The sequence below is a fragment of the Kitasatospora sp. Ki12 genome (assembly GCF_054601375.1).
This window is the reverse complement of sequence record NZ_BAAIHT010000001.1, coordinates 3896940-3910010: the sequence shown is the minus strand read 5'-3', so window position 1 is coordinate 3910010 and position 13071 is coordinate 3896940. Positions and strand designations below refer to the sequence as shown.

Annotated in this window: 9 protein-coding genes; 2 read left to right on the top strand and 7 right to left on the bottom strand. The window is 72.9% G+C overall.

The window, feature by feature from the left end; all coding sequences use genetic code 11:
* Window positions 1-520: 520 nt before the first annotated feature.
* From ACYP53_RS17285 to ACYP53_RS17275, 3 genes are all read right to left on the bottom strand, one after another.
* On the bottom strand, window positions 521-1099 hold the full coding sequence (locus ACYP53_RS17285; RefSeq protein WP_373313691.1) for a dienelactone hydrolase family protein: 579 nt from the start codon (window positions 1097-1099) through the stop codon (window positions 521-523).
* 106 nt (window positions 1100-1205) lie between these two features.
* Window positions 1206-2063: an ABC transporter permease gene (locus tag ACYP53_RS17280; RefSeq protein ID WP_459647892.1), complete on the bottom strand. Its 858-nt coding sequence runs from the start codon at window positions 2061-2063 to the stop codon at window positions 1206-1208.
* Window positions 2060-4867: an alpha/beta fold hydrolase gene (locus tag ACYP53_RS17275; protein WP_459647891.1), complete on the bottom strand. Its 2808-nt coding sequence runs from the start codon at window positions 4865-4867 to the stop codon at window positions 2060-2062. Before ACYP53_RS17275 ends, ACYP53_RS17280 begins: the two co-directional genes overlap by 4 nt.
* A gap of 116 nt (window positions 4868-4983) precedes the next feature.
* Here ACYP53_RS17275 and ACYP53_RS17270 point away from each other — a divergent pair, with 116 nt between their 5' ends.
* The gene (locus ACYP53_RS17270) at window positions 4984-6003 is read left to right on the top strand and encodes a mechanosensitive ion channel family protein (RefSeq protein ID WP_459647890.1); all 1020 of its coding nucleotides are present in this window, start codon (window positions 4984-4986) and stop codon (window positions 6001-6003) included.
* 134 nt (window positions 6004-6137) lie between these two features.
* Here the strand turns inward: ACYP53_RS17270 and ACYP53_RS17265 are convergent, their stop codons facing one another.
* The 4 genes from ACYP53_RS17265 to ACYP53_RS17250 all read right to left on the bottom strand — a co-directional run bounded on the left by ACYP53_RS17265 (window position 6138) and on the right by ACYP53_RS17250 (window position 8921).
* Window positions 6138-6623: a GNAT family N-acetyltransferase gene (locus tag ACYP53_RS17265; RefSeq protein WP_459647889.1), complete on the bottom strand. Its 486-nt coding sequence runs from the start codon at window positions 6621-6623 to the stop codon at window positions 6138-6140.
* A 1-nt stretch (window position 6624) separates the two neighbouring features.
* A complete protein-coding gene (locus ACYP53_RS17260) occupies window positions 6625-7563 on the bottom strand; it encodes an RluA family pseudouridine synthase (RefSeq protein WP_189915045.1) in 939 nt (312 codons plus the stop codon).
* A gap of 85 nt (window positions 7564-7648) precedes the next feature.
* Complete coding sequence (gene lspA / locus ACYP53_RS17255; RefSeq protein ID WP_373313692.1) at window positions 7649-8362, bottom strand: signal peptidase II; 714 nt, start codon at window positions 8360-8362, stop codon at window positions 7649-7651.
* A gap of 94 nt (window positions 8363-8456) precedes the next feature.
* Window positions 8457-8921 carry a TraR/DksA family transcriptional regulator gene (locus tag ACYP53_RS17250; protein WP_229928471.1) on the bottom strand — a complete coding sequence of 155 codons (465 nt, stop codon included), beginning with the start codon at window positions 8919-8921 and terminating at the stop codon, window positions 8457-8459.
* Between the two features lie 643 nt (window positions 8922-9564).
* On the opposite strand from ACYP53_RS17250, the gene ileS reads away from it, so the two are divergent.
* Window positions 9565-12693 carry an isoleucine--tRNA ligase gene (ileS, locus tag ACYP53_RS17245; protein WP_459647888.1) on the top strand — a complete coding sequence of 1043 codons (3129 nt, stop codon included), beginning with the start codon at window positions 9565-9567 and terminating at the stop codon, window positions 12691-12693.
* Window positions 12694-13071 lie beyond the last annotated feature (378 nt).

Below are 13071 nucleotides of genomic sequence, written 5' to 3'. Positions count from 1 at the left end.
GGCGAGCTGGTGAGGCTGGAGTGCACCGCGACTCTATGGAGAGGTTTCCCCGGAGATCAACGACGCCGTGGGGAATCCGGTCAACCTGACCTGCCGTCGGACTGTGACGCCCGGGAGGCCGCCCGGTGAACAACGGTTCGTCAACCGATCATTCATGCTGGCAGGGCGGCCCGGGCCGGACAAGAGGTCTGGACCACTGCTCCGTCGATCACTGTGGGTAGCTGTCCGGAAACGAACCTTTCGGCGCGCGCCCGGTCCGCGACCGGCACTTCCGCCGCCCCCCGACCGTCCCCCCGACGCCTCACCACACCGGCACCACACACCACATGACGCGTCATCAGCCACCCCCGGCCCGAGGGCGCCCGCCCCGGAAACGCCGAAGACCGGGCCGGGGGCTTCCGCCCCGACCCGGTCCCGGTCAGTCGTCCGGCTCGGTCAGCCGTCCGGCTCGGTCACTCGTCCGGCTCCGTCAGTCCTCCGGCCCGCTCGGCCGTCCGGCTCCGTCAGTCCTCCGGCCCGGTCAGTCCGCCAGCTCCGCGAGGAAGTCCAGCGACGCCGCCCAGGCCCGCTCCGCCGCCTCCTCGTCGTAGTCCGGCAGCTCCGGGTCGGTGAACAGGTGCCCGGCGCCCCGGTAGCGGTGCACCTCCACCTCCGCGCCGGCCCGCCGCATCCGCAGGTACCAGGCGTTCAGCCAGTCCTCCGGCTCGAACGGGTCCGGCTCGGCGATGTGCAGCTGGACGGGGATCTCGGTGACCGCGTCCTCCCGCAGGTCCGAGGTGCCGTGCAGGAGCAGCAGCCCGCGCGCCTTCTCGTCGGCCAGCGCCAGGTTCTGCGCGACCGCGCCGCCGAGCGAGAAGCCCGCGTACACCAGCCCGCCCTCGGAGAGCGGCGCGGCCGCCGTCACCGCGCGGCGCAGCACCTCCTCGCTGCCCCCGGCCGCCTCCTGGTACGCCTGCCCGTCCTCGATCGAGTCGAAGGTCCGGCCCTCGAAGAGGTCCGGCGTGTGCACGGTGTGCCCGGCGGCGCGCAGCCGGTCGGCGGCGGCGCGCACGGCGGGGCGCAGCCCGTAGGCGGAGTGGAAGAGGACGATCTGGGCCACGGTTCGGGTCCTTCGGCAGGGGAGGTCGGCTACCCACCCATGATCCCCCATGGCCCGACCCGCCCCCCGGTGCCCGCCCGACGGACGCGCCCCACCAGACCTACCCCTACGACACCACGTCCTTGCGCGCGAACCCCCGGAAGGCCAGCGCCAGCAGCACCGCCGCGTAGGAGAGCGACAGCGAGACGCCCTGCACCATGCCGCCCCATTCCAGCTGCGGCTGCAGCGCGTCCGCCCACGCGTACTGCCAGTGCGCCGGGAGCCATTCCCGCAGGTCGCCGAGCGCGGTGACGGCGTCCAGCACCCCGGTGATGATCGACGCGAAGACCGCGCCGCCCACCGCGCCGAGCGGCGCGTCCGTCGCCGTGGACAGCCAGAACGCCAGGGCCGCGATCACGATCTCGCTCAGGAGGACGAAGGCCACCGCGATCGCAATCCGGGGCAGTGCCTCCCCGGCGGGCAGGCTGACACCGGCGGGGAGCTTGAGGTCGCCCCACCCGTAGGCGGCCGTCCCGACGGCCAGTCCGATCGCGGGCAGCATCACCACGGCGACCGCCGAGAACGCCAGCCCGACGACGAACTTGCGGGCCAGCAGCCGGGCCCGGGGCACCGGCGCGGCCAGCAGGTAGCGCAGCGAGGACCAGCTGGCCTCCGAGGCGACGGTGTCGCCGCAGAACAGCGCGACCGGGATCACCAGCATGAATCCGGTCCCCACGAACAGCATGGTGACCGCGAAGTTGGCGCCCGAGGCGGTGGCCAGCTCGATGAAGGTGGTCCGGTCCGGCCGGCCCGGGGTGCCGCCGATCTGGAAGGCGGCCAGCAGCACGAACGGCATGGCCGCCAGCACCCCGCCGATCACCAGGGTGCGGCGCCGGCGCAGCTGGCGCATCGCCTCCACCCGCAGCGGCAGGGTCCGGCTCGCCCGGTACCCCTCCGCGTGGTCAGCCGACACCACGGCGCTCACTGCCCACCACCTCCGATCAACGACAGGAACGCGTCCTCCAGCCGGCGCTGCGGCCCGGCGCTCTCCACCGGCACGCCGAGGCGCACCAGCTCGGCCAGCAGCTCGCTGGCCGCCAGCCCGTCCAGCCGCACCAGCAGTCCGCCCTCGACGGCCTCCGCCGAGCCGACGCCGGCGAGCGCGGCGACCTTCCCGGCCGCCGACTCCGGGTCGTACGGCTCGGCGACACCGATCATCAGCAGCTCCGACGACCCGACGATCTCACCGACCGCGCCGGTCGTCACCAGCTGCCCGTGGTCCATCACGACCAGGTCCGTACAGCTCTGCTCGACCTCGGACAGCAGGTGGCTCGACACGATCACCGTCCGCCCGCCCGCCGCGTAGCGGATCATCACCTCGCGCATCTCCCGGATCTGCGGCGGGTCCAGCCCGTTGGTCGGCTCGTCCAGGATCAGCAGGTCCGGCATCCCGAGCATCGCCTGCGCGATCGCCAGCCGCTGCCGCATGCCCTGCGAGTACGTCCGCACCGCCCGGTCCAGCGCCTCGCCGAGCCCGGCGATGGCCAGCGCCTCGTCGAAGCGCGCGTCGGCCTCCGGGCGTCCGGTCGCCTGCCAGTACAGCCGCAGGTTGGCCCGCCCGGTGAGGTGCGGCAGGAAGCCGGCGCCCTCCACGAACGCCCCGACCCGGGACAGCACCGGCGCACCGGGCCGCACCAGGTGTCCGAAGATCCGGATCTCCCCGGCATCGGGGCGGATCAGCCCCATCAGCATCCGCAGCGTGGTGGTCTTGCCCGCGCCGTTCGGCCCGAGCAGCCCGAGCACCTGCCCCTGCTCCACCCGGAAGCTCAACTCCCGTACGGCGTAGCGGTCCTGAGCGCCCTTGTAGCGCTTGCTCAGGCCGTCGATCCGCAGCGGCACCGCGGCCAGCTCCGGGTCGAAGTCCGGTCCGCCGGCCGCCCGTCGCCGCCGCAGTCGCGGCGCCAGCACCAGCCCCGCGGCCAGCAGCACGGCGGCCACCGGCAGCGCCCAGGTCCGCGCCGGCAGCGGCGCCGCCTCGGTCACCAGCTCCTCGACGGTCGGCAGGGTCACCGCCCCGGCCGGCGCGACCCGGTAGGTGGCCGGCTCGACGGGCGAAGCGTACGCGAGGTCGGTGGCGGCCAGCACCAGCCGCACCCGGTGCCCGGCCGGGAAGGTGTGGTCGACCGTCGGCAGCGCCACCGTGACCGTCCGTCCGGCGTCCGCGCCCGTCACCCGCAGCGGCGCGGCGAGCTGCTGCGGCAGCACCGCCTTGTCGTCCGGCCCGACGTCGTACAGCTTCGCGAACAGCACCGCGTCCGGCCGGTCCGCCGTCACCCGCACCGGCACGGTCGGCTGTCCGGTCAGGTGCAGCGAGGAGTCCAGCGGCGCCGAGTCGAAGGCGGCGTTCTGCCCGGGGAAGTCCAGCGACAGCCCGGCGCCCAGCGAGGCCGCCTGGCTGAGCGCGCCGATGCCCGGCAGCGTCGAGATCCCCGGGGGCGCCCCGCCGGGCGGGTTGGCGACGGTCCTCTCCCCGCCGGCCAGCTCGACCGACCGGGACCCGGTCCCGCCCAGCCCGGGATACCGGTCGGCGGTGGCCCCGCGCAGCACGGCCTGGAAGCCGGTCGAGTCCACCCCGCCGGTCCTGGTCACCCGGAACGCCGGGCCGGTGTCGTCCCCGAGTCCCCGCAAGCCGCGATTTTTCAAGAACCGGTCGAACCAGGCCGTGACCCGGGCGTCGACCCGTTCGCTGGTGTCGGTCCCGCCGTCGTGCCCGCCCGCGAACCAGTCCACCGCCACCGGCGCGCCGTTCGCGGCGATCGCCCGGGCGATCCGGTCGCCCTGGTCGAGCGGGAACAGCGAGTCCTGCTGCCCCTGCACCACCAGCGTGGGCGCCTTGAGCCGCTCCGCCACCGAGGACGGGCTGGAACGGTCCAGCAGTGCGACGGCCTCCGGGTCGGCGTGCCCGGCGGTCGCGACCCGGTCGTACATCGCGCAGAGCGACTCCAGGAACCGCCCGCACCCGGTCTGCCCGTCCGCCACCGGCTTCGGCTCGCCGCCCTCGCGCGGAGCGCCGCCGGACGGCCCGAGACCGCCCGCCGAGCCGGGGGCGGCCGAGCCGGTGGTGAAGAAGATCCCGGCCCACAGCTTCTTGAACACGCCGTCCGCCGCGCCGGAGCCCTGCACGCCCTGCGGGAACAGCGCGTCCGCCAGGTTCCACCAGGTGATCTGGGTGGCCACCGCGTCGATCCGGGGGTCGTAGGCGGAGGCGAGCAGCGAGATCGCCCCGCCGTAGGAGGCGCCGGTGATGCCGACCTTCGGGTCGCCGGGCCCGTCGAGCCGCACCTCGGGCCGCTGGGCCAGCCAGTCCACCAGGTGCCGGACGTCCTCGACCTCGCGGTCGGGCGCGTTGAGGCCGATCTTGCCGCCCGAGCGCCCGAACCCGCGCGCCGACCAGGTCAGCACCGCGTACCCCTGGCGGGCGAGCTGCCGGGCGCGCTCGCGCTCGCCCTCCTTGGAGCCGCCGAAGCCGTGCGCGAGCAGCACCGCCGGCCGCGGGCCGTCACCGCTGGTGAAGAACGAGGTGTCCAGCTGGACCTGCTGCGCGCTGCCGGGCGTCTCCGGCATGCTGAGGAAACGGTCCTCCTCGCGGACGGTCTGCTCACCGCCGGACGCCACCGTCGCCGTACCCGCCGCGGCCACCGCCACCAGGGCCACCGCACCGGCCAGTACCTTGCGTCTGACCGTCGCGCCCCGGCCTCGCCAGCGACGCCATGCCCCACCGAACTCCATGGCCGCTGATCGTATCCGCCGTCCGGGTAGGCGCCCGATAAAGCCGCCGCCGACGCCGACGGCCGCCGGGCCTTTCCGCCCGGTTCGCACCACTGTGCCCGAGTATCGTACGGCCCATGCTCTGGCCGCTGATCTCGCTGCTCGCCATCGCCGCCGCCACCCTGGCGATCGGCTGGACCGTCGACCAGACCCTCCAGCGGATCGCCGCCCGGCAGCCCGGGGCCCCGGTCTGGGCACTGCTCCGCCGCTGCCGGATCCCGCTCCAACTCGCGGTCGTCTCGGCGCTGCTGCTCGTCGCCAGGCCACTGCGGCGGATCCTCCACCTGCACCAGGACGAGGGCGCGCACCACCTGGTCCTGCTCTGTCTGCTCGCCTCCCTCGGCTGGCTCACCGCGCGCGTGGTGTCGGCCGCCCTGGAGGCCCTGCTCGGCCGCTACGAGAGCCGCGTCGACGACCCGGCCCGCGTCCAGCGGGCGCGCACCCAGATCGGCATGCTGCGCCGGGTGGCCGACGCGGTCGTCGTCGTGGTCACCCTCGCCGTGATGCTGCTGACCTTCTCCGCCATGCGCACCGTCGGCGCCGGCCTGCTCGCCTCGGCGGGCGTCATCGGCATCGTGGCCGGCATCGCCGCCCAGAACACCCTCGGCAACTTCTTCGCCGGTCTGCAGATCGCCTTCGGCGACATCGTCCGGATCGACGACACCGTGGTGGTGGACGGCCAGCAGGGCACGGTCGAGGAGATCACGCTCTCCTACCTGGTGGTCCGCCTCTGGGACTACCGCCGGCTGATCGTCCCGGTCTCCTACTTCGTCAGCAAGCCCTTCGAGAACTGGACCCGCCGCGACCCCGGCCTGCTCGCCGCCGTCCTGCTCCACCTCGACCACAGCACCCCGGTCGACGAGCTGCGCGCCACCCTGCGCGCCCGCCTCGACCGGCACCCCCTCTGGGACGGCGCCGAGTGGGCCCTCCAGGTCACCGACACCACCCCGAGCACCATCCTCGTCCGCGCCACCATGACCGCCCGCACCCCCGAGGACGCCGCCCAGCTCCGCTTCGACATCCGCGAACAGCTCATCGCCCACCTGCGCGACGAACACCCCGGGGCGCTACCCCGCATCCGCACCGCCGACAGCTGACCCGGCAGCCCCACCCGCGACGAAAAGCTCCCCGCGCCCCACCAGGGGCACGGGGAGCTGCGCGACTCAAGGGCACGGGGAGCTTCGCGACCGACCGCGGCCCCGTTCGAACGGTCCGCACGGCCCCCTGAGGGTTACAGCGCCCGCGTCATCGTCCGGTGCGGGATCCCGGCGTCCTCGTACACCGGCCCCTCGGCGACGTACCCCAGCCGCTCGTAGAACCCGAGCGCCTGCACCTGGGCGTGCAGCTCGACCTCAGCGGCCCCGCGCTCCGCCCCCGCGGCCTCGATCGCCCGCACGAGCTCCGCGCCCAGGCCGGTCCCCCGGGCCGCCGGCAGGACCGCGAGCCGCCCGAGCAGCACCCGTCCCTCGACGCCGCCGGTCAGCTTCCTGGCCTGGTCGCCGAAGATCAGCCGTCCGGTGCCGAGCGCGGTCCCGTCGGCCGCCACCGCCAGCAGGTGCGCCGAGGTGTCGTCGTACTCGTCGTACTCCAGCTCCTCGGGCACGTTCTGCTCGACGACGAAGACCTCCCGCCGGACCTCCCGCACCAGGGCGAGGTCGTCCTCGCCCTCGGCGACCCGGATCGTGACACCCGGGAGGGCACCCGTCCCGGCGCTCATGTCAGCTCTCCTCGGCGATGATGTCCAGCGCCTTCTGCAGGTCCTCCGGGTACTCGCTGGAGAACTCGACCCACTGCCCGTCCGCCGGGTGCTCGAAGCCGAGCGAGACCGCGTGCAGCCACTGCCGGCTCAGCCCGAGCCGCTTGGCCAGCGTCGGGTCGGCGCCGTACGTCAGGTCTCCCACGCAGGGGTGGCGCAGCGCGGACATGTGGACGCGGATCTGGTGGGTGCGCCCGGTCTCCAGCTTGATCGCCAGCAGCGACGCGGCCCGGTACGCCTCGATCAGGTCGTAGTGGGTGACGGACGGCTTGCCCTCCTGGGTCACCGCCCACTTCCAGTCCGCGCTGGGGTGGCGGCCGATCGGCGCGTCCACGGTCCCGCTCATCGGGTCCGGGTGGCCCTGGACCAGCGTGTGGTAGCGCTTGTCGGTGATCCGGTCGTGGAACTGCCGCTTGAGGTCGGTGTACGCGCGCTCGGACTTGGCGACGACCATCAGGCCCGAGGTGCCGACGTCCAGCCGGTGCACGATGCCCTGCCGCTCGGCCGCGCCCGAGGTGGAGATCCGGTACCCGGCCGCGGCGAGCCCGCCGATCACGGTGGGGCCGGTCCAGCCCGGGCTGGGGTGCGCGGCGACGCCGACCGGCTTGTCGATCAGCACGATGTCCTCGTCGTCGTGGACGATCCGCATGCCCTCGACGTGCTCGGCGACGATCTGCACCGGGGCGGCGGGGGCGGGGATCTCGACCTCCAGCCAGGATCCGCCGGTCACCCGGTCCGACTTGCCGGCCACGGCGCCGTCGAGCGTCACCTTGCCGTCGGCGGCCAGTTCGGCGGCCTTGGTCCGGGAGAAGCCGAACATCCGGGCCAGGGCGGCGTCGAGGCGCTCGCCCTCCAGGCCGTCGGGAACGGGGAGGCTGCGGATCTGCGCTGCGGTACTCACCCGTACGAGTATGCCGGAAACACCGCCCTCCCCCGCGCGCCGCTCTCGCCGGGCCGTCCGGCCGGGCGAGCGGGAGCGAGCCGGGCTACTCGCCCTTGCCACCCTGCTGGTGCACGGTGCCGTCCGGGTTGCTGCCCCGGAAGGAGAGCAGCACGACCAGGATCCCGCCGCAGACGATCGCCGAGTCCGCGAGGTTGAAGACGGCGAAGTGCTGGACGGAGATGAAGTCCACGACGTGCCCGCGGAAGACGCCCGGCGAGCGGAACAGCCGGTCGGTGAGGTTGCCGAGCGCCCCGCCGAGCAGCAGCCCGAGCGCGATCGCCCACGGCAGGCTGTACAGCCGGCGGGCGATCCGCCAGATCACCACGATGACGGCCGAGGCGATCATGGTGAAGACGACGGTGAGCGCCTGCCCCATGCCGAAGGCCGCGCCCGAGTTGCGGATCACCTGGAAGGTGACGACGTCCCCGATCACCTTGATCGCCGAGTGGTTCTCCAGCTTGGCGACGACCAGCAGCTTGCTGCCGAGGTCGATCAGGAAGGCGAGCACCGCGACGACCAGCAGGACCCCGATCCGCCGCGGACCCCGGGGCTTCTCCGCCACCGTCGGTTCGTCCACGGACGCCGCCTCGGACGGCTCGGCCACGGGCACCTCCACGGCATCGGCGGGGGACGGGACGGCGTCGTCCCGGGTCTGGGGGGAACCTTGCGTACTGATGATCCGCTCCGCTGCCGGTGGAGCTCCCCCGGCCGTAGGAGGGGGAGGGTGGTGGGCCGGTGACGACCTGGACGCGTCCACGGTCGGGGCGGACGCGTCAGGCGACGTTACGGGGTCGAGCGTACGGCAAGCCCGACCCGCCGCGTCGCTCCGGTCGTCCGGTTCGCCGGCCGGTTCAGCGGCGTTCCTGCTTGGCCTTGCACTGCACGCAGAGCGTCGCCCGCGGGAAGGCCTGCATCCGGGCCTTGCCGATGGCCTGTCCGCAGGACTCGCAGGTGCCGAAGCCGACGCCCTCCAGCCGCCCCAGGGCCCGCTCGGTCTGGGCGAGGCTGTCGCGCGCGTTGTTGGCCAGCGCGAGCTCGCTCTCCCGCGAGATGTTCTTCGTACCGGCGTCCACCTGGTCGTCGCCGGCCCCGTCGTTGGAGTCGCGCATCAGGCCCGAGATGGCCGCCTCGGCGGCGTCGATCTCGTTCTGCAGCCGTTCGAGCTCGTTGATCAGCTCGTTGTGCAGCTCGTGGACCTCCTGGGTGGTCCACGGTTCCTCGCCCGGTCGGACCGGCAGCGTGGCCGGGTCGACGGCCTCGGCCCCGCGCGGTCCGGTGACGGTGTCGGTGCTGGACTTCGGTGCGGTAGTGGTCACGGTCCCCTCCCCTGGATCGACCGCCACGGCCTTGCGTGCCCGCTTGGTGGCGGTACCCGCGCCGGTTCCCTTCTCAGCCATGGCTTCGACCCCATCTACGAACGAATCGAGCCGCCGGTTCCCGGCGGCTTCCAGTGCCGGAACGATAATCCCGATCAAAACCGGTCACAACATGACATACCGACGCCTCATAACGATCCCACCCAGGCAGCCGCCCCAACCGCCACGCCCCTCGCGCTGACAGGGTTGTGCCCAGATCACCCCGGCCTAACCACCCTCTGACCAGCCCCGCCGCGCACCCCGGAGCGCCCCGCCCGGAAACGGTTTGGACAAACCGACTCGCCCGGCCGATACACTGGGCCTGCAAGGCGCAGATGGGACGAGTACCGACGTACGCAGCCACCAGCGACCCGGGGACGGTGCGAGCCCGGGGGTGTGCACGGCGGGAAGATCACCCCGGAGCCGCCGGAAGAACGGCCGCCGCGAAGCCCGCGACGGTCCGCTAGAACCGGCAGCAAGCCCAAACAAGAGGGCCGCGACGGCAGTACCGCGGCCAAGGAGGGTGGTACCGCGGAGCGGCGACACGCCGTTTCGTCCCTCCGGAGGATCCAGTCACAGCATCCGCCGGAGGTAGACGCCCGCGATGAGCACCTATAACCCCGTCCCCGCACAGGTGGACCTCCCCGCCCTCGAACACCAGATCCTCTCCTTCTGGCAGGACAACAAGATCTTCCAGCGCAGCCTGGAGCAGTCCGAGGGCCGCCCCGAGTGGGTGTTCTACGAGGGCCCGCCGACCGCCAACGGCATGCCCGGTGCCCACCACATCGAGGCCCGCGTCTTCAAGGACGTCTTCCCCCGCTACCGGACGATGAAGGGCTACCACGTCGCCCGCAAGGCCGGCTGGGACTGCCACGGCCTCCCGGTCGAGCTCGCCGTCGAGAAGGAGCTGGGCTTCTCCGGCAAGCAGGACATCGAGGCGTACGGCATCGCCGAGTTCAACGCCAAGTGCCGCGACTCGGTGACCCGCCACACCGACGCCTTCGCCGAGCTGACCACCCGCATGGGGTACTGGGTCGACCTGGACGAGGCCTACCGGACGATGGACCCGTCCTACGTCCAGTCCGTCTGGTGGTCGCTCCAGCAGATCTTCGACAAGGGCCTGCTGGTCCAGGACCACCGGGTCGCCCCCTGGTGCCCCCGCTGCGGCACCGGTCTGTCCGACCACGAGCTGGCCCAGGGCTACGAGACCGTGGTCGACCCCTCGGTCTTCGTCCGCTTCCCGCTGACCAGCGGCCCGCTGGCCGGCCGGGCCGCCCTGCTGGTCTGGACCACCACCCCCTGGACCCTGGTCTCCAACACCGCCGCCGCCGTCCACCCGGACGTCACCTACATCGTGGCCACCGACGGCGACGAGCAGTTGGTCGTCGCCGAGCCGCTGCTGGCCAAGGCTCTCGGCGAGGGCTGGGAGCCCACCGGCGAGTCCTTCACCGGCGCCGAGATGGAGCGCTGGGCCTACCGCCGCCCCTTCGACCTGGTCGAGATCGAGGACGCGCACTACGTCCTCAACGCCGACTACGTCACCACCGAGGACGGCACCGGCATCGTCCACCAGTCCCCCGCCTTCGGCGCGGACGACCTCGCGACCTGCCGCAAGTACGGCCTGCCGGTGGTCAACCCGGTGCTCGCCGACGGCACCTTCGCCCCCGAGGTCCCGCTGGTCGGCGGCCAGTTCTTCAAGAAGGCCGACGAGGCCCTGGTCGCGGACCTCAAGGAGCGCGGCCTGCTCTTCCGCCACCTGCCGTACGAGCACAGCTACCCGCACTGCTGGCGCTGCCACACCGCGCTGCTCTACTACGCGCAGCCGTCCTGGTACATCCGGACCACCGCCGTCAAGGACGCGCTGATCCGCGAGAACGAGGCGACCAACTGGTTCCCGGAGACGGTCAAGCACGGCCGCTTCGGCGACTGGCTGAACAACAACATCGACTGGGCGCTCAGCCGCAACCGTTACTGGGGCACCCCGCTGCCGATCTGGCGCTGCGAGGAGGGCCACCTCACCTGCGTCGGCTCGCTGGCCGAGCTGAGCGAGCTCACCGGCACCGACCAGAGCGAGCTCGACCCGCACCGCCCGTACATCGACGCGGTGACCTTCGCCTGCCGCGACTGCGGCGGCACCTCGACCCGCGTGCCCGAGGTCATCGACGCCTGGTACGACTCGGGCTCGATGCCCTTCGCCCAGTACGGCTACCCGTACCAGAACAAGGAGCTGTTCGAGAAGCGCTACCCGGCGCAGTTCATCTCCGAGGCGATCGACCAGACCCGCGGCTGGTTCTACACGCTGATGGCCGTCGGCACCCTGGTGTTCGACAAGAACAGCTACGAGAACGTCGTCTGCCTGGGCCACATCCTGGCCGAGGACGGCCGCAAGATGTCCAAGCACCTGGGCAACATCCTGCAGCCGATCCCGCTGATGGACCAGCACGGCGCCGACGCCGTCCGCTGGTTCATGGCGGCCGGCGGCTCGCCCTGGTCGGCCCGCCGGGTCGGCCACGGCACCATCCAGGAGGTGGTCCGCAAGACCCTCCTCACCTACTGGAACACCGTCGCCTTCCAGGCCCTGTACGCCCGCACCTCGAACTGGGCGCCCTCCGCGAGCGACCCGGCCCCGGCCGACCGCCCGCAGCTGGACCGCTGGGTGCTCTCCGAGCTGAACACCCTGGTCCGCGAGGTCGACGCGGCCTTCCAGGCGTACGACACCCAGCGCGCCGGCAAGCTGCTCTCCGGCTTCGTCGACGACCTGTCCAACTGGTACGTCCGCCGCGGTCGCCGCCGCTTCTGGCAGGGCGACGCCGCCGCGCTCGCCACCCTGCACGAGGCGCTGGAGACGGTCACCCGTCTGATGGCCCCGCTCACCCCGTTCATCACCGAGCGGGTCTGGCAGGACCTGGTCGTCCCGGTCGCCCCGGACGCACCGGCCTCGGTCCACCTGGCCACCTGGCCCGAAGCCGACGAGACCCTGATCGACGCCGACCTCTCCCGGCACATGACCCTGGTCCGCCGCCTGGTCGAACTCGGCCGCGCCACCCGCGCCGAGTCCGGCGTCAAGACCCGTCAGCCGCTCTCCCGCGCACTGATCGCGGCTCAGGGCTGGGAGGAGCTGCCCGCCGACCTGCGCGCGCAGATCGCCGAGGAGCTCAACGTCGCCACCCTCGAATCCCTCGCCGAGGTCGGCGCCTCCCTCGTCGACACCACCGCCAAGGCCAACTTCCGCGCCCTCGGCAAGCGTTTCGGCAAGGGCGTGCAGGACGTCGCCAAGGCGGTCGCCAACACCGACGCCGCCCGCCTCGCCGCCGACCTCCGCACCTCCGGCACGACCACCGTCGACCTCAACGGCGAGACGATCACCCTCTCCCCCGACGAGGTGATCATCACCGAAACCCCCCGCGAGGGCTGGGCCGTCGCCAACGAGTCCGGCGCCACCGTCGCCCTCGACCTGGCCATCACCCCGGAGCTCAAGCGCCTCGGCATCGCCCGCGACGCCATCCGCCAGATCCAGGAGGCCCGCAAGAACTCCGGCCTCGACGTCGCCGACCGCATCATCCTCCGCTGGCGCGCAGCCTCCGAGGAAACCGCCGAAGCCATCGCCGAACACGGCCCCCTCGTCGCCGAGGAGGTCCTCGCCACCGACTTCGCCGCCGGCGCGGCCGACTGGAACTCCGAAACCTTCACCGACGACTCCCTCGGCCTCGCCTTCCAACTCCGCAAGGCCTGACCACACACCCCGAACCGCCGCCCGGCTCCCCAGCCGGGCGGCGGTTCCGTTTCCCCACCCCCACCCCCACACACCGGCGAGAGGGACGCGCTGCGGGAGGGGTGGCGCAGGGGGTGGCCCGGAGAGGGGCGTTGCGGGTGATTTTCAGACTGCCAACGGCGCCCGGCCACGAGCCCTCAGAGTCGGCAGTCTGAAAATCATCCAGCCCCTCGGAGCGGCCACCCCCGGAGCCACCCCGCACCCACCCTCCCGAGAGCCCCACCCCACCCCAGCCCCGCGCAGCGGAACCCCACCCCACCCCAGCCCCGCGCAGCGGAACCCCACCCCAGCCCCGCGCAGCGAAACCCCACACCCCGAACACACCAAAAAGGCGCCCCC

Excerpts from the sequence above, each read along its gene's own strand:
- ACYP53_RS17270 (WP_459647890.1), top strand. The coding sequence starts at position 4,984 with ATGCTCTGGCCGCTGATCTCGCTGCTCGCCATCGCCGCCGCCACCCTG.
- ACYP53_RS17275 (WP_459647891.1), bottom strand. The coding sequence starts at position 4,867 with ATGGAGTTCGGTGGGGCATGGCGTCGCTGGCGAGGCCGGGGCGCGACG.
- ileS (WP_459647888.1), top strand. The coding sequence starts at position 9,565 with ATGAGCACCTATAACCCCGTCCCCGCACAGGTGGACCTCCCCGCCCTC.
- ACYP53_RS17265 (WP_459647889.1), bottom strand. The coding sequence starts at position 6,623 with ATGAGCGCCGGGACGGGTGCCCTCCCGGGTGTCACGATCCGGGTCGCC.